The following is a 17986-nucleotide window of genomic DNA, read 5'->3' on the forward strand; positions in this document are numbered from 1 at the left end:
TTACAATTTATAAAGTAGTATTTCAGCCTGTCCGACCTGTAGACAAAAGCTGCAACACTATTAGTTCAACGGGTTGAAAGTACCGCTATTCCATCCCTCCGTTTGCTGCAGACTCGGATTCCTGAGCAAATTAGTAGTAGGAATAGCATAGAAATAATAATTTGACGGATAGCTGATCGGCTTCTGCGTATCCAGCACATCTACACTGGTCGTAAAATACGTAGTGTAATCTGCACCGTTAAGGTCCAGCCTGTCACGCAGCATAATCCCGGAAGCATCTGTCTTCTCCAGGTCAGCCACCGTATAAGGTGCTTTCACCGTGATCTTCAGGATAGATCTCTTCTTACCATTCAACTGATCAAAAAGTTTATTACGCCGCAGATCATCATAACGCTTCCCTTCAAAAGCCAGCTCAATACGACGCTCGTTGATGATAGCGGTGAGCATTTCGTCTTTCGTCATATTAGCTTTCAATCCATAGAGATTATCTGCACCTGCTGTGATCCCTGCTCTTTTACGAATGGCCGTCAGCATATCATATGCTTCCTGTGTACGTCCTGTTGCGTTAGCACATTCCGCCAGGTTCAGCATTACCTCTGCAAAACGCATTTCTATCCAGTCAGTTTTCCCCAGCTTGGTATTATCTTTTATAGTAGTGGTGTTAAGGCCTTTGCGGCAATAGAAACCTGTCACACAAGGCTTATTCTTATCGTCTGTTACGCCTGTATAATTCCATTGCTTACGGCCGGTCTTATTACTTAGCGGCCATACACAACCGTTGTAGGCTATAGTAGCGTCAAAACGGGGATCGCGGTTTTTCCAGTAGTAAACAGCATCATAACCTGAAGCCGCGTCAGTAATAGCGGCGCCGTTCTTCATCGGAAAAGCATTCACCAGTTCCAGGGTAGGCTGATAAGAACCGCCACCACCATTGGATTCTGAATAAGGACGGGCCACATCTTCAAAAGTACTGGCTTTGTTAGCTCCGTCGTATGATCGGAGCAGGATAACTTCTTTATTGCCTGTACCTTCATCCAGCCAGATATTGGCAAAGCTGGAGAACAGGCCATAACCATCTATCTTCAACGTATCATAGGCTGCTTTATTAGCCTGGTATGCACGCTCCCAGCGGGCTGCATCGTTATTAGGGTTAAACTGAGGACTGGCCCAGAAAAGCAGCAAACGTCCTTTAACACCAAGCGCCGCGCCACGGGTTATCCTTCCCCTGTCAGAGCTGGGCCATACTGCCGGCAATGTAGTTGCCAGGTCAAGGTCCCTCACAATAGAATCCACACACTCAGAAGTTTTATTCCTTGTCACAAAAAGATTCTCCGTGATCCAGTCCTGCGGATGTGTAACATAAGGTACCCCACCATATAATTTCACCAGCTGGAAATAAACCCATCCCCTCAGAAAATAAGCCTGCGCTTTGATCTTTGCTTTTACATCCGGCTCCAAGGCTCCCTTCTCTATTTCAGTAAGCAGGATATTGATCTTGCGGATATAAGCCCACGCATTATTGGCAGCATTGCCACCAAAGAAATCAGTAACGTTATCTACAGACAGGGTGCCATACCATATCTTGGCATCTCCTCCGTTACAATCGTCAGAGAGGTCATGAATACCGGTAGGCAATGTGCCGGAACCTGTCAGGTTAGGCCATACAGGCATGGTCAGATCGTATACCCTGTTCAGGTAAAGCGTAGCAGTCGATTCATGATCCCAGGTACGCTCATCTATACCTGTCAGGTCTGTTTTTTCCAGTATGCCTGAGCAGGCGCTGAGACTTACAGCAAGCAGTATGTATTTAAAGAATTTCGGCATGTTGTATTTATTTACAGGCTCAGATTTAACCCGAAGGTGTATGTGCGCAGTGCCGGATAATCTACCGCCAGGTTAGTAGCGGGATCTTTATACGGCTGGTTGTTGATGATAGACCAGAGATTGGTGCCCGTTGCAAACACTCTCAGCTCCGGTATTTTCCACCTGGCAGAAAGATCTGTTGGCAGGTTGTAAGACAACATCATATTATTCACCCGCATAGTGGTAGCGCTCCTCACCCAGAAATCAGATACTTCCTTGATAAGCGGAGAATTGATCAGCGGGTATTTGGCATTTGGATTCCCGGGCGACCATGAATCTTTCCACATAGCCAGTGAGCGCTGGTTTTCAGTAGCAGGTGTACGGGCAGTTTTATCGTACGCCTCAGAACCACCTACTGATAAACCGATATTCACACTAAGCTTCAGCCCCTTCCACGAAGCCCCCAGGTTAAAACCCATTCCAAACAGGCTGCCGCCCCTTCCTGCAATACGCGTTTTATCATTCTCATCTATCTTCCCGTCCTTGTTAATATCTTCATAGTTCATATAACCGGGAATCAGCTTCTCACCATCTATTGTCCAGTTCGGATTTTTAGACAGGAAAGCATCTACTTCCTCCTGCGTTCTCAGTATCCCGGTAGATTTATATCCTTCCAACCCATTATCCGTTCTGCGGCCAATAGGATTTCTCCAGGCAGTGTCTCCTGCACCATAGAATTTGCGGATCACTTTATTATCACTGATACCAAAGTTGATAGCAGCAGAGTATTTAAAATCTTTACCTACGTTACCATTGTAGTTCAGCATAGCTTCCAGCCCCCAGGATTTCAGGCGACCATAATTCTGATCCGAAATACCTCCGCCAAAAGTGGTAGGCACCGTGCTGGTAGGCTGCTGCAACATGTCGTAATTATAACGGTGGTACAGGTCTATTGCAAAATCAAAGCGGCGGTTGAAGAATGAACCATCAAAACCCAGGTTCTTATAAAGCGCTTTTTCCCAGGTAATAGAAGTGTTAGGTACATCATTGTTGTTAAGCCCGCTGGTCATTGTATTGCCAAAGAGCATACCGGTGGTTTGTGTATACCTTTCCTTGTACTGGAAGTTCTTCACGGCATCATTACCTGTCAGACCTACCTGGAAGCGGATCTTCAGGTTATCCACAAACCTTACGTTCTCCCTGAAGAAGGTCTCTTCAGATATCTTCCATCCAATAGCGGCAGATGGAAAGTAACCCCATTGTGAATGTTTCGGGAAGTTCTGCGAAGCATCTGCACGGAAGGTGGCTTCCAGCAGGTAACGGTCCATGAAAGCGTAGTTCAGCCTGCTTACATAGCTCATTCTTCCTCCTTCACTGGCAGAGCCTGAGTTGTCATAGAAATTCTTATCCTGGCTGAAGGCAAAAAGCTCATCAATACCTGGTATCACTACCTGTTCACGGCGGGTATCAAAATTATCTGCAGTAGATTCACTTTGCTCAGCAACCAGCAGCAAACTGATATCGTGTTTACCAAAAGTGCGGTCATAGCTGATCATTTCATCCAACTGATAACTGGCAGAGCCACCATAAGATTCTGACATCAGGTTACCGTTCTTGATAAGAGTAGTGGCGTTGGTAGCAGTCAGCTTGTCTGTAAAGATCACATTCTGCGTGGTCTGGTGTGTACCTTCTCTTACAAAGTTGTACAGGCTGTAAGGCACATAGAACTCCTTACCAAAGTTGTTACGGTTGTTTCTTGCATACTGTACCCTGAAGCTCAGACCTTTAATAGCCGGCAGTTTATAATCCAGGCTGGCATTGATGGTCTGTCCCTGGGAGCGGGTACGGGCATAGCTGCCTGTCTTCACCAGCTCTCCCGGGTGCCAGCCGGGCACCTGGGAATAAACAGGTCTGCCATCAATATATAATGGCACCCATCCTGGTGTTAACAACAGGGCGCTCACAGTAGCGCTCATCTGGTCAGACTGTTCCGTCAAACCGGACTGTACTGTTTTTGGCGTAGGCCTGTTGGTGTTAGAGTTATCTGTTGCAAAAGAGATATTGGCTGTCAGGTTATCAATGATCTTTGTATTGATGCCCATGCGGAGGCCATACTTCTTCACATCCAGCTCTCCCACGTTACCCGTTTCATTATAATAGTTGGCGCCTGCAAAGAAAGTAACCCTCTCTGTGCCACCGCTCACATTCACCGTATGACGGGTCAGATGTGAACTTTTCCAGACATCGTCAATCCAGTTATAGTTATGTGTTTTGAGATATTCCAGTTCGTCTGCCGTGTAAAACTTATTGGTATTGGCGTCTTTCAGGCTGGTATACTTATTATTGAGCTGCACAGCATGATCGTAACTGTTGAGCATTTCCGGGATGTAGGTAGCGGATGAAGTACCGTAAGAACCGGCGTAACTGATACGCGGCTTACCGGGCTTACCCACCTTCGTCTTCACCAGTACTACACCGTTAGCGCCCCTTGCTCCATAAATAGAGGCGGCCGCATCTTTCAGGAAAGTGACGCTCTCTACCTGCGTAGCGTCCAGGTTATCAAAATCCTGCTTGGTCATCTGGAACCCATCAATTACAAACAGCGGATCTGTGGAAGAACCGGTTGCAGCCCAGGTCACAGGGTTACGGATGGTAAGGGACGTAGTCGATCCCGGCCTGCCGGACGACTGTGAAACAGACACCCCCGGAACTTTATTCTGCAATGCTGTGGCCAGGTTAGCAACCGGCAGGTCTTCAATTTCTGCAGGGTTGATAGAAGCCACAGAACCCAGTACATTAGGCCGTTTCTGGGTGCCATAACCTATAATGACGGTTTCTGTCAGGGATTTAACATCTTTTGCAAGATATACATCTATTATCTGCTGACGGTTCACAGGTATTTCCTGTGTAACAAATCCCATCAGGGAAACAACGATGGTCGAGTTTTCATGCACCTTCAGGGTATATGTGCCGTCAGGCTGGGTGGTGGTACCTTTGTTGCCCACCTTTACCCTTACGGTAACACCGGGCAGACCGGAGCCGTCATCATTTCCATATACTCTTCCTTTCAGGATGATCTCTTTGGCCTGTGAGGCCACCGGAGGTGGTGATACCTTTGGCGTAACAACAGACGCCGTCTGCTGGGCTACTGCTACAGAACTTAATAGTAAGGCCCCCGGCAATATCAGTTTCTTTAAATGCAATAAGTCTTTCATCAGCTGGTTTTTATGCTGAATAGGGTGGAATTTATATGTCAGGTTGATTGTACTTAATTCAGGAAGCGGGTTGTAATATGCCGCAGGCGGAATGCTTCATTAGCAATCAAATGGTGGAATACAAATATTTTCATACTTCAGGAATTTTAGAATGGTTTTAGCATGACTTCAATTATAATACGCGTATAGGCCGGTCTGTAAACAAGAGCCTCACAACCATGGAATTTTCAATCTATAAGTTGGTGTCCCCGTGACACTAATTTTTGACAATCTACAGAATTATTTCAAACAGGGAATTATTATTTACGCAATCGTTGCCGGAAAAAAAACAATGTACTCCTGCCTAAATTTACAGCCCGTTACAGCGCTAAAATCTCACTGTAGTTCTCCTATCTAAATTCAGCCGGCCGCAGGCCCCCTCTCAAAGAAACGGGTTTCGCCAAAGGCGAAACCCGTTTCTTTGAGCAGTTTTCTCCCCCAATAAGAGATCAAACCGGTACTATCTGAAATGCACTTAATGTATAACCATAATATTCGTATAGAAACTATAATTCTTAGATCTCACCGTCAGCATATAACCACCTGCTGTAAGATTACTCACATCTATGGAAAGGGTCTTCTGATCCATTATCAGCTCCTTTTCATACATCACTACTCCCATGTAATTAGTGATCACTACTCTCGCTTTCTCATTCACCGTACCTGTAAACTTCAGATTCATATTACTGGAAGCCGGATTAGGATAGATCTTTTCAAGATACCCTCCAAAAGCCGCTTCTACCTGCAATACTTCAGAAGCCTTGCTGAGATTGCCCGCTGCATCGCGCGCAGCGCCTTCATCCAGGCTCATGGTAACCATACCATCATAAACAGGTGTTACTTCTACCGTCATCACGTTGTTACTGATGCTGGTTATCTCAGACAGTACCGCATTGGTAACATGCAATTTGCTCTGATCAAAATCTGATATTGCCTCACTGAAGCTGATATATACTGTAAAGGAGGTCCTTACCGGGGAAGATGCGATAGTGGTCAATGTAACTGCCGGACGTTCCTTGTCAAAATACACTTTACTGTTATCTGTGCTTGCCTCTATAGTACCGCCGCTGTTGCCATTCAGATCAGTAAAATTAATACTGAATGGTATCAGTCCTTCGGTATCTGTATCAGTCATCGTGTATTCCGCAACATATTCATCCTGTCCTACTGTCCTTACTGTAGCTGCCTGACCGGCAATCACTACCTGCGGCAGGTAAATGGCGTCATTTACCGTAAAGTATACCGTTACTATATTACCTGTTGTAGCAAACGCTTTATTCCTGTTATCAGAGTAGATGCTTGCAGAGATCAGTCCCGGCACGGTTACATCCACTACTATCATCTTATTGGCACTGTAGGCGCTCACATTTTTAGCGGCGTCTGTAGCAGTGGCTTTCAGATAGTGATTCCCATCTGTCAGCCTGCTGGCAGTGAAAGAAGCATACCAGTTACCGTCTCCGTCTGTAGTAACAGAGGTCATCTGTACTCCGTCAAGATAAATAGTTACAACGGCATCCGGCTCAGAAGTACCCGCTACTGTCAGGTCATGTGTATTGAATACGGCATTGGGCAACGGGTACCCGATAAGCGGAGCAGCGGGAGCAACACCATCTATGATGATAGCACGTTGTCCTGCAATAGACCCAATGCTGCCGGGAACAGGCAAAGTAAGTAAAGCCGGTGTATTGCTGCTGCTGCTGTTAATCAGCCCTCCATTCAGCAGTAAGGCATCTGTACCGGCATAATCCAGCAAAGGAGTAGCGTCTCCTGCTTCAACAGTATAGCTGAACGTCAGTGTATTGGTGCCACTGCCTGACTGGTAGAGTGCAGGTGCAGTGCCTGTACGTACAGGCAGCAATAAGGCAGGTGTACCCTTGCTGACAGTAACCGGGTGGTCAAATGTTATATCAAAATTAATAGTTGTTCCCTGCCCGTATAGTCCGCTGACTGTGCTGGTGCTGATGCCCGTCAGAACAGGGCTTACCGGGTTGATATGAATAACAGATACTCCAGTATCACGCAGGTTCCCACCTACACCTGAGTTGCCGTTATCATCCAGTATGGTAGTTAATGTAATAGCCAGTTTCTCACCCGCCAGCGGAGTATATTTCACCAGGCCTGCGGCAAAGAGATGCGTTACACTATCTATTTTACCCGTCACAGTAACTGTACCTGTATTATTACCGGCGATGGTTATTCCGGCAAGATCACCCACTGTAATAGTACCTGCATCCACAGAAAGAATAGCACTGATCATACCATGCGCAATATCAATATCTGAGAAGTTAAAGCCTGTTAATGTAAGTGTCTGGTATTCATCTACAGTAAAGGTAAGCGGGGCATCCAGTACAGGAGGAATATTGGAATCGTCCACATCTATGGTACGTGTTACTGTTGCTGATAAACCGGTGTTATCAGACAGTGTCACCGTTACCTGTCTCTCTGCATTTAATGGCTGATCTGATGTATTAAAGAAAGCCAGTCCGTTCACTATTTTCTGAACAATGCTGTTGGTAACATTACTGTAAAAGGTGATGCTGAGCTGTTCGCTTCTGTTCACCCATCCGTCTGCCGGTGTGATGGTGGCAATGGGTGTTACACCATCGTACAATATTCCCTGATCATCAATCAACCCGGTGGCGGGGCCTACAGCCAGGCGGTCATAGCTATCACCGTTTGCAGTGATAGAGGCTATCAGCTTTCCACCCGTCCAGTTCTCATTAAGATCTCCGGCAGCAGCATCAGGCATGATCTGTTTAGGCGGCTGTAGTTTTTTATAAGTAACATATCCTGTCTTGGGCTCCAGCGATGGTGCGGAAGTAATACCGGAAACTGTAATTCCTCTGAAATACAGCGCGTTTGGAGCTGCATTACTGAAAGCCCAGGTGAATGCTATTTCAGCCACATTGTTTACCGGCGAGAATGTACTGAAGTTGCTCAGGAATACATCTTCCATACCCAATGTTACTGTATTTCCTGCCAGGCTGTAGTTCCCAACTTCTGCTCCTGCTGCATTCCTGAATATGATATTCAGTGTGTTGAGCTGAAGATCAGTACTGCTTCCGCTGAATAGCAGGTCATTTACAGTCATGCTGCTGCATGTAGCGCCTCCTTCCACTTTAATTATCAGTGTTTCAGTTGCTCCCGTCACATCGCTGTTAACGGAAGATGCGCTGTAAATAGCATCTGCATTGGCCCCGAAGGCGTTGCTGGCTTTGAACTTATTTCCCAGGGTACGATAACCGGCGCCGGCGCTGTCAGCGCTGCTCAACCAGGCTTCCGCCTGCCGGAAATAGTATAGATTATCTGCAATGCTGTTGTTTTGCGCATGAACATTGGTCGCTGAGACCAGGAAACAGATAATGGTTAAAATCCACGAGGGAATAGTGCATCTCTTAGGTATAGTCATCAGGTTTTTCGGATAGTTGAAACTTATCCAAAGTAATGAATAGTTTTTCTAAAAAAGAATAAAAAAATTACATATGTAAAACAGTAAAAGAGGCTACTTTTTGAGCATAGGAAGGCGCTTCCCGGTATGCGGCTGGGTATTAATCAGTTATCCTCAGAGAGGTGTTTTACGAGCTTAAAAAAATTACTTATATCAGTGTGGATTAGTCATCATGCAGCTAAAACATTGTCATCCCTCCTCCTTCCATTGAGCTGCGGTTGATAGACAGATCTACATTGATCCGGTAAATATCTACCAGCGTATTATCGAAATTGATTGATACTCCGTTAGATTGGCCAGGCAGATCGGACGACAGCTCCTTACGCCAGTGCTGTATATTATTACTTAACCGCCTGCCGTTATTTTCCTTTACGAACGTGTTCCAGCTTTGTAATGTATTGTCTTTGATGCCCGTACGTTCCAGCAGCTCTCCCAGCAAAGAATTGGAATCTTTCTGCAGTTCAGCATTCCAGTTGGTTAAGGCTTGTGAAAGCACGTTGGCCTGCAAATCATTACGTATCTCTATGCCTACCCAGTCAATCGCATTCTCCAGTAACTCCGGCATGATCTTTCCCAGCTCGGCTACTACTTCACGTAACAATGCCGGGGAGCTGCTCAGAGACATCAGCAATTGCCTGTCTGCAAGCCAGTCTCTCACCTGCTTTACAAACACGGCCCGTTCAGCATTCTTTTCATCTCCCTGTTTGCGTAGTAAACGTATATGCGTAATAAGTATCCGCAGGCCTTCTTTCGTAGGTTCAGGTGGTTGTAAAGACGATGCCTGCTTAAGACTGGCAATAGCTTCTTCTATCCTGCCCTGTGCTTCCTTTATAAAAGCTGCCTGCATGTTTATCTCGTAGAGTATGGCCGGGTCGGCAGACCGTGGGATGGTTGCCAGCATTTCCTCTGCCACAAAAGCCGCTTCGTCATACAGTCCCAGGTTGCGCAAGGCTTCCAGCTCCAGGCGGTACAAAGGGCTGTTGATAGTTCTGTCATCTCTTTCCCGTATGGTATCCAGGGCTATCTGTGCCTCTCCTGTATTCAGATAACGTTCTGCAGCTGTAGCAGTAATACTTTCCCACTCTTCCAGGCTGGCCGTTTTCAGCATGTCCTTATCAGGTGTAACACCAAGCTTACCTGAAAGCCATAACAGGCTTTTAGAAGGCAGTTCCTCAAGAGCATTACGCAATCTGTTCTCAATACCTGGCATCCAGCGTTTTTCCACATCCTGCATGCTGTCTCCCCTGCTCAGGCGATGGTAGATCTCCTCAGCCCGCGCAACAGGGTCTTCCTGCTTACTATAGAAGTTAACAGCATTATCGTGAATGGCCTTTATCACCGCAGCGCTTATCTCATTCCGCAGGTCCTGTAACATTACACGGCGCACGTCCTGCCGGTGGCAGAGCGCTCCGTCAACAGGATCGCGGGTCACCAGCGATGCCTCATTGGCCAGCAGCTCTGCCAGTTCATCAGCTTCCCCTGCATTCCTGAGCTTTAACTGACAGGGGGCCGCCAGTACTTCTCTTATCACGTCAGCTGTAATTCGCCGTACTATCAGACCGGGATAGGCCAGTTGCTTTACTTTCTCGTTATGAATATGGGTGAGGATACGGCCGTACAACCGTGCCTGTATCACTTCCGTACGTAATCTTCTCATGAACCAGTTCCTTGTCTCAACTTTCCTGAGCTTATCCACACCCTGCTCCTGCACAATGATGAGGGCCATACGAAGGCTCATCGGGTTCATACCGGCCACGCTGATAATATCATCCACCACTTTTCTCAGCTCGCCCTCGCTGAATGAATTTTTCAACACGCCGGCAATCAGTTCCTGCACTTCCTCCCGGCTCAGTTCCGGCAGCTCCAGCGGCTTTACAGGAAACTGCTGTACCATGGCCCTGCCGCCCACAATAGTACGCAGGTTAGGCGCCGCTTCCTGTAACCTCACCAGCAAAGACCACACACCATGCACTATTTCTCCGCCCAGGAACTGGGCTTCCTCAAAGGTGTCAATCACAAGCAACACCGGTGTATTCACCTGGCTGATGATCTGGCCAAACCGGATAGCAATGGATGCTCCTTCATAAAATGATTTCGAGGATTCGAATCCGTCATAGCTGGACAGGATGGCGGTAATATCATCTTTCAATGCCATCAGTTGTTGTCTTTGTTCCGGGCATTGCAAAGCAAGCTGTCTGGCCGCCTCTATAAGATAGGTTAACGGCTGCCCCGGTTCTATGATAGCTCTGTCGGTATCAAGATAAGCGAAAGGCAGGGTATCATTCCGCTGACTGGCATTATTGAGAATAAACTTCCCGATCAGCGTGGATTTACCAATGCCTCCCGGCCCATATATCAGCAATGGAGGGTTCTTTTGCAGATCAGTAAAAAACTGGCGGATAAACCGCTCTGCCGATGAAAAGAGCCCCGAAGCCGCTGACCTGATACCCACATATTCATCCATGCTGGCAAGCTCTTTCCTCCGCCCTACAAACTGAACGCCGGCCAGCCTGTTGAGGGGCGCCAGCAGGTCTGCCATCGGGATGGCCAGCTGCACTTCTCTTTTCAGCTGCGCAAGGTCCAGGGATGGAATGTTGTCCAGCCATTCGGTCATGAGGGACAAGGCCACCAGTTCATCACGCTGCAGATGCAGTATATCTATCGGCTCACCAGATATTAAAGCTTCATAGATCTTTTGCACCGGCTCCTTTGTACGATCGGGATTAGCTGCCAGGGCACGCAGCATCTCATTATGGGAACCCAATCGCTGTAAAGCCTTCCGCCTGACCAGCGGACGCAATTGCCAGTAGTTGCCTTGTGCCCTGTTCTTTACAGGATCACAAAAATGAAAGAAATCAGACCATCCGGTTTCCCCGGTCTGGTAAGCATGCAATGTTTCAGGATCAAAGAACACCAGCACTGCTGCAGCATTTGCAAAGGCATCCTCCTGTTGTTCAGGTTTATCGTTCTGAAGAAATTGCTCCATATCATAGAGCGCCTGTTCGGGAGATATTTTTGCTTGCATGATCAGTTAGTAAAGAATTTACGCAAACGGGCAGACATCTCTGCCATACCTTTCAGTTCTTTCAGATTAAGGCTATCCAGCACCTCATCTCTTCGCGTTGTCAGTTCATCATTTGTCAGCTGCCGCCCATTTTTTGAGGCCAGCGCATTCAGGTAACGTTCCACATCGGTATTCTCAATATAGGGGGTAGATACTTCTATCACCTGGTGATGCAGGTTATAGGGGAATACCGCCCAATCTCCCTGTCCCAGCAGGATGATAGAGATATTATCAGGCAGGTTATTTTTCGCTACTTCCTGCATCAAACCTTCTACAAAAGCGCGTACTTCAGGATCAATTTCGTCCCGGTCATGGTGATCAAACACCAGGCACCATCGTTTTTCGCTGAATGGCGGGTCCCGTACAATACCACGAAGGGCGCTGATAAATCCTTTGGCCTGCGTACTATGCTGGGCCATACGGTCTCTGAATTCCTTCAGCGGAAGGCGCATGTCGTCTATCAGTTCAGAGATCATGCTTTCCACATCTGCTTCCAGCATATCCAGTGCAAAGGCTTCGATGCCCTCTGTTTTCGCCACATATTTAATAAAGGAAGCGCAATGCGAACGCCCGCTGAACCGTGGACCTTTGGTCGCCAGCAGGAAATGTGTCTTGCTGGTAAAAAAATTCCTCAGCTTGTCACGCAGGTCCTGGCGGTCAACAAACGCATTATTGAACACCACCAGTTCTACATATGGATCGGGCGCCTGTAAGGCAATGCCAAAAAACTCTTTGTAATACTCCAATGTGGCATCACGTAAACGGGGAGAAGCATTCATACAATACAACAGGAAATTTTTCAACAGCATATCCTGCATTTCAAGCTGTACCAGCAGATTGTGAATGGTAACGGGAATGCTCTCTATCCTGACATAATCCTCCAATCGCATCTTCAGAGCTTTATCCACCACCATTTTCAACTGGTCAATATTATACAGCCCCAGGGCTGACTCAAAGTGGTCACGTGCACTCATAAGGTATCATTTAACTTTTCCAGAATGAAGGGATGTTACGATCTTTCAAAAACCGGATGATCTGCCTGAGGGGTACTCCCTGGTTATAATCCAGTTGTTCTGCAGGACCGCCGGCATGGTGAAGCGCAAATGGGACCATACTGCTATTGAAGCAGGGAGACCCCGATGAGCCATGTTCTGTGTTAGTATCGTATTGAATCCTGTTGGCGGTTCTGTTGTATTGAAGCGCCTGGCCAAAAGCCAGTTCAAGTGTACGTCCCTGCGGATGTTGCGGAATGATCACAAAGTCATTTTCCATCATAACCGGGGCATTTTCATGTACTTCAAACCATCCCCTCCGGTTGCCGTTGGGAAACAGGTCTTCTCCCACTTCTTCATCCAGTCTTACCAGCGCAAAATCCAGTTCTTCTTTAGCTGGCTCACCGTTATTAGGTTTCAGATCAGCTACCCCATACGGGCTATGCGCTTCCAGCCAGTCCTTAAGCAACCCGCAAGGCCTGCCCTTCGGGGCTTGTACACCATCATAATCAAACCGGCAACAGATATCTGCATAGTTGTAACCGTTTTCTTCTTTATGGATCTTTTCTACTACATGATAGGCCGTCAGCACCAGGTCCGGCCCCACAAGCCAGCCCGTTCCCTGTGGCTGCCCCTCGGGGTATTCTATCCGGCATATCCGTGTGCTGGCCCCTCCCAGCTTTGTCATAAATTCTGTGAATGGAATAAAAGGCGCTCTTTTATTGACCACCTTTTCCAGCCGCGTTATATCCAGCGGGTCCCGGACAGGGACAATCTCACTACTTTCTTTCTGCGGGCGTTTCAGTAACAGCTCCCCAATAACTGCTTTTAGTTTAGAGCTCTGTCCATTACGGTAATCGTCTGCCGCCAGCAGCAATTTATCCAACCATCCATCCTCCGCAAGTGTTACCAGGTCAGTAACAATAAACTTCAATCCTTTGGCTACGTCCAATTCCTGCCTGATGTTAAACCCTAGTTTCAGGAGCAGCATCCGGCTCAGGTTGTTGAGATCGAAAGCGGCCAGCAGTGCATTCTCCAGCCGCTCTCGTTGCTCATTCGTCAGTTCTATATCCATCTATTATTGTTTTTATTCAGAAGAACCTGATCTGTTGCAGGCTTTCCAGTGGCATCTCAAAGCTTTCCTCACTGGTATTAAGAGGGTCCAGTTCTGCCAGGTCGCCAAATGACAGGCCTGTCTGGGCTTCTATCCAGGAAATGGGCTTTTGGGCAGTGCTATGCTCCCCGAAAATGAACTCTTCTTCCGGCAGGAAGCTTTTTTGTGATATGGAATATCCGGTAGCACAGAGTTCTCCTGTTTCATCATGAATGAAAGCTATCACCTTCCAGAATGCGAGTGGTATCTTAACACCAAAGCGAATGGGGTCGTTTGTCTTAAAAATTGGCCCGGTAAACACTGATATCCGCATATCGTCTTTACGGGCATTTTGCAGGGCATAATTCTCCAGTTCAAGCCAGATACCACCATTCATAGACTGCATCTGCGGAACGGTATTGGTCACATGCATAGAATCGTCATTACCTTGCCTGGCGGCGGCTTTTGTACCCCAGATCGGGTCCTCGCGGCGGGTCATATGTCCGCGGCTGAACTTCGGCGGATTGCCATAGCACTCCTTCATGATCTGCGCGTTAACAGCAATACGGGGGTCCAGTCTCCAGGCGCCACGCTTCATGCTCACAGAAGTAAGGCCATCTATATTACAGGCGCTGAAAAAGCACTGGCGGCGGCTTTTGCTCATCATTACCGAGAAATGGGTGTATTTCAGTTCAGATTCATCAGAACCGGTCAGTTTGAGTATGTCTTTCCGTTTGGAATGCGGCAGCAGTATAGGTAGTGGCACTTCTGTATCCAGGAAATGAGGATCATAACCTGTTCTGTCGTTATAATCGTCAGGATTAGCTTCTGTGATGAATGCTTCTCCTTCTTCCCCTACTGCCATTGGATGACCGTTATGCCCTACCTGGGCCTGCGCTGCCGCACCACCCACTGTAACAGTTACCTGGATAGGTATGGTAAAACTGGTAGAAGCTCCGGTAGCAGGAGCAGGTATCTGAATGCTGGTGTAATCAGTAGAATTGCCCGGGTTAGGACCGCCCGTTGTATCATCGTCAATATCTTCCTTTCTCTTTACCGTAGTGGGTTTACCTCTCCATTTATTTGCCCTCTGGTCAATTATAGCCGCCGGCACCGCATAATTAGCTTCCAGGAAACGACCTGCAAAATGCAAACCTACCGCCTCGCAGGTTTTCAGGTCCAGTATGACAGATCCGGAATTCCCCCCCAATGTAGAGCAGTCATGCTGCAACTCATTAGCAGAACTGGCAATGATCTGACCCGGAGCCAGTCTTTTCTTATCATATACATCGCCAAAAATATTCAGCATCAGCTGTTGATCGGGGATACGGCTATCCCTGGCAGGATAACCTACCACCGCTACGTCCTGCTGTCTTTGCGGGGTGACAGCAGACAACTTAATATGGTCCGGCATGCGGTCTATCCGGGAAGGTCTTACCCTTATCAATGCCATATCCGGTCCTGGCGAAGGTTCAATGTGCAATACTTCTGCAAACTGGAAGGTGAGTGCATCTGTGCGGCCTGCTTCTTCCAGGAAATCGATAAATCCCCTTACAGGCATGCCTCCCTTTCCGGTTTTAAAAACAAAATTGCTGCCGTTCCCTCTTTTTTCGCTGAATACCTCGGCAACGTGGCGGTTGGTCACGATCAGGTCCCTATCAATGAGCCATCCTGTACCTACCCAGTCAAAGCGGGGGTCATTTTCCAGTTCAATGCGCCCTACAGCGGTAATAGCCGGTGTCAGCAGGTTTTGCGCCTTGGTTAGTTTGTCCCTCCATACAGCGCTTTCCACATCTCTGAATTCAAGTACCGCGGTGCTATCGTGGATCTCTAATACGGGCCGGCCAACGCGGAGCACGATCGTCTCCAGGGCCATGCCACCATCCATATTTTCAAGAGCGCCGCCAAAGCCTTCCAGGCTGCGGGCTTCGTCAAGGAATTTGTCAGACCGGCGTATCCGGCGCAGTTCTTCTCTTAATCTGGGATCATTTTTCTCGATGGCGCCAATAGCTTTGAGGAGTCTTTCCTTAGTTTCGGAAGGGGTGATTACATTTAACATGGGGTGTTGTTTTTGGTGGTGATGACGATACTGTAACTTACCAGGACTGATAGTTTCAATAATGGCTAAAACGGGGCAGTTGATGTGATTGCGGTTAAGGGAACTTCGACAGAATTCTGGGGTTCTTTCCTTTGCTGAAAACTAAATAAATGACCTTTTTCTCATTTTGAGAATCCGGCATAGCAGTAAACATTATAAAAACAGAAAAACCCCGAACATTGTTTTACACTTTGTCCGGGGTTTCGTTTTATGGGGATTGACCATAATCATTTAATGTGCAGCACACCATCCTCATAATAGTAACTAGCGTCCAGCATCTGGGTAGCGCGGTTCAGGAATTTTTCCAGGGGGGCGTTCCTGTACAGGCTGCCCGAAAATTTCCTGTGAGACAGACCAGGTGAATCTATGATCACCTTTACACCGTACCAGCGGCCTATCACATCGGCTACTTCCTGTATGGAAGCGGCATTGAAATAGTACTTACCTTCTCTCCAGGCAAGGAGGTTATCTGCGTCAAATGTTCCTGTTTCAAAGGTATTGCCGCTCTCTGTAGCCAGTAACCCTGGTTTCAGCTGAACGGAGCCTCCTTCTGCGGATTGTACTTTAACAGCGCCGGTAACAAGGGCTACCTGTGTGCGGTTACTGTCGTACGTATTGACATTGAAAGTGGTACCCAGCACCTGTACGGTATTTCCTCCAGGCAGGTGTACCAGGAAAGGATGAGCGGGGTCTGCAGCAATATCAAGGTAAGCTTCACCGGTGATGGTGATCTCCCTGTTATTGCCAGCAAATTTAAAGGGAAACTGTAAGGTGGTGGCTGAGTTAAGCCATATCTTACTTCCGTCTGCCAGGTTAAGCTGGTAGTTCATGCCGGCGGGTACGGAGAGTGTGTTATATACAGCGGCGGTGTTTCCTGTGGTTTCATATTTCAGGTCTTTACCGGAATTGTTCAGGATAACATCCCCTGCTTTAACTGTGCTGGCGGTATTGCTGAGCGCTATTTCCTTCCCTCCTGCCACCTGTAAGGTAATGCCTTTGCTGCCTGTTATAACCCGTGGTTTATCTGCTCCTGCATTTCTTTGTTGCAGGAACCACATGCCTCCCATTACTACTATTACACTGGCGGCCGCGGCTATTGCGTAACGGATAATCTTACGGATAGGTGAAGTATGCCTTGGGGCTATCTCTGCCGCAATTTCTGCCGGCAGTACCATATGGTCCTGCCTGTTTTCCCAGAATTGCTGCATTGCGGGCGATTCAAAGAAGTTTATTCTCTCTTCCCATACAGCGAGTGCGCGTTTATTGGTACGTATTTCTTTTTCAAGAATAAGTTTATCCTCAGGAGAAATGATCCCTGCCAGTGCTTCGTATGCAAGCCCTCCTATATATTCTTCGTATGTCTGCGCTTGTTCCATGTTCAGTCTTTACTACTAACGCCTATAATGAATTGTTTAGTTTCTGGCGTAGCATATTAATGCCCCTGTTGAGGTGGTTACGCAAGGTTTTAGCCGTAATGTTCAGCTCATGCGTAATATCTTTCCTCTGCAGTTCTTCCAGGTAAACTTTTGTAAGCGCCTGTCTGGGCATTGGTGGTAATTCGTTCAGGTACTTTTTGATCTTCCGGTCCATTTCTTCTGAGATGGCTGGTTCAGGATTCTCTATCTGCTCCTTTTCCTGTATCCTGTAAAGGGTTTGTACTGATGCCTGTTTTTTAGTTTGCATCAGGTTACTCCTACTACAATTATAGCGTACGGATTGTTTAAGGTAGGTCCTGAATGTAACCTTTTCTTTAAATACGAGATTATGCAATGTGCGGTTGTGCCACCATTGGGTGAACATATCCTGTACCATATCCCGCGCGGCCATGGGATCTCTCAGGTGAAAGGCGGCTTCCAGCACAAGGTATTCGCTATACCTTGTATAGATATCAGAGAACGCTGTCTCATCCCCCTCCTGTAATCTCTTAAGCAATATAGTATCGTCCTGCTCCAGCATATTGGTACATTCACGCGGGCCGGGAAGCTGCATATAAATATAAGCGTAGCTGTTATCAACAGCAGATGCTGCTATCAACAGTGTATACGTAGCTGTTATTCAGTTGTAATAGTTATAAGTCAGTACTTTCCCCTTTTGTTATTGTTTTGTTAAGCCCTTTGTTAATTATATAGTTCCAACATCTACAACGCTGAGGTTGTAGCATATAGTTAATATCATAGTTTAGTATTGAACTGTCTGTGAGGGAGCAGACAGGCTCCGTTACTTTATATATACAA

The 17986-nt window shown here is 47.2% G+C and carries 9 protein-coding genes; all 9 read right to left on the reverse strand.

All coding sequences use genetic code 11. The annotated features are described in order from the left end of the window. Window positions 1-60 precede the first annotated feature (60 nt). Window positions 61-1824 carry a RagB/SusD family nutrient uptake outer membrane protein gene (locus GO493_RS26600; RefSeq protein WP_157309276.1) on the reverse strand — a complete coding sequence of 588 codons (1764 nt, stop codon included), beginning with the start codon at window positions 1822-1824 and terminating at the stop codon, window positions 61-63. Window positions 1825-1835: 11 nt separating this feature from the next. After that, window positions 1836-5018: a SusC/RagA family TonB-linked outer membrane protein gene (locus GO493_RS26605; RefSeq protein ID WP_157309277.1), complete on the reverse strand. Its 3183-nt coding sequence runs from the start codon at window positions 5016-5018 to the stop codon at window positions 1836-1838. Between the two features lie 514 nt (window positions 5019-5532). Further along, window positions 5533-8466, reverse strand: coding sequence for an Ig-like domain-containing protein (locus GO493_RS26610; protein WP_157309278.1), 2934 nt, complete (start codon window positions 8464-8466; stop codon window positions 5533-5535). 217 nt (window positions 8467-8683) lie between these two features. Further along, the gene (locus GO493_RS26615) at window positions 8684-11530 is read right to left on the reverse strand and encodes an ATP-binding protein (RefSeq protein WP_157309279.1); all 2847 of its coding nucleotides are present in this window, start codon (window positions 11528-11530) and stop codon (window positions 8684-8686) included. A gap of 2 nt (window positions 11531-11532) precedes the next feature. After that, window positions 11533-12543: a hypothetical protein gene (locus tag GO493_RS26620; protein WP_157309280.1), complete on the reverse strand. Its 1011-nt coding sequence runs from the start codon at window positions 12541-12543 to the stop codon at window positions 11533-11535. Window positions 12544-12553: 10 nt separating this feature from the next. Further along, a complete protein-coding gene (locus GO493_RS26625; RefSeq protein WP_157309281.1) occupies window positions 12554-13636 on the reverse strand; it encodes a trypsin-like peptidase domain-containing protein in 1083 nt (360 codons plus the stop codon). Between the two features lie 16 nt (window positions 13637-13652). After that, window positions 13653-15713: a DNA/RNA non-specific endonuclease gene (locus tag GO493_RS26630; protein ID WP_157309282.1), complete on the reverse strand. Its 2061-nt coding sequence runs from the start codon at window positions 15711-15713 to the stop codon at window positions 13653-13655. 266 nt (window positions 15714-15979) lie between these two features. After that, the gene (locus tag GO493_RS26635) at window positions 15980-17128 is read right to left on the reverse strand and encodes a FecR family protein (RefSeq protein WP_157309283.1); all 1149 of its coding nucleotides are present in this window, start codon (window positions 17126-17128) and stop codon (window positions 15980-15982) included. Window positions 17129-17150: 22 nt separating this feature from the next. Further along, window positions 17151-17786 (reverse strand): RNA polymerase sigma factor, encoded by a 636-nt coding sequence (locus GO493_RS26640; RefSeq protein WP_157309284.1) that lies wholly within the window; start codon window positions 17784-17786, stop codon window positions 17151-17153. Window positions 17787-17986: the final 200 nt, after the last annotated feature.

The sequence above is a fragment of the Chitinophaga tropicalis genome (genome assembly GCF_009758205.1).
GTDB lineage: Bacteria > Bacteroidota > Bacteroidia > Chitinophagales > Chitinophagaceae > Chitinophaga > Chitinophaga tropicalis.

Excerpts from the sequence above, each read along its gene's own strand:
- GO493_RS26600 (WP_157309276.1), bottom strand. The coding sequence starts at position 1,824 with ATGCCGAAATTCTTTAAATACATACTGCTTGCTGTAAGTCTCAGCGCC.
- GO493_RS26605 (WP_157309277.1), bottom strand. The coding sequence starts at position 5,018 with ATGAAAGACTTATTGCATTTAAAGAAACTGATATTGCCGGGGGCCTTA.
- GO493_RS26610 (WP_157309278.1), bottom strand. The coding sequence starts at position 8,466 with ATGACTATACCTAAGAGATGCACTATTCCCTCGTGGATTTTAACCATT.
- GO493_RS26615 (WP_157309279.1), bottom strand. The coding sequence starts at position 11,530 with ATGCAAGCAAAAATATCTCCCGAACAGGCGCTCTATGATATGGAGCAA.
- GO493_RS26620 (WP_157309280.1), bottom strand. The coding sequence starts at position 12,543 with ATGAGTGCACGTGACCACTTTGAGTCAGCCCTGGGGCTGTATAATATT.
- GO493_RS26625 (WP_157309281.1), bottom strand. The coding sequence starts at position 13,636 with ATGGATATAGAACTGACGAATGAGCAACGAGAGCGGCTGGAGAATGCA.
- GO493_RS26630 (WP_157309282.1), bottom strand. The coding sequence starts at position 15,713 with ATGTTAAATGTAATCACCCCTTCCGAAACTAAGGAAAGACTCCTCAAA.
- GO493_RS26635 (WP_157309283.1), bottom strand. The coding sequence starts at position 17,128 with ATGGAACAAGCGCAGACATACGAAGAATATATAGGAGGGCTTGCATAC.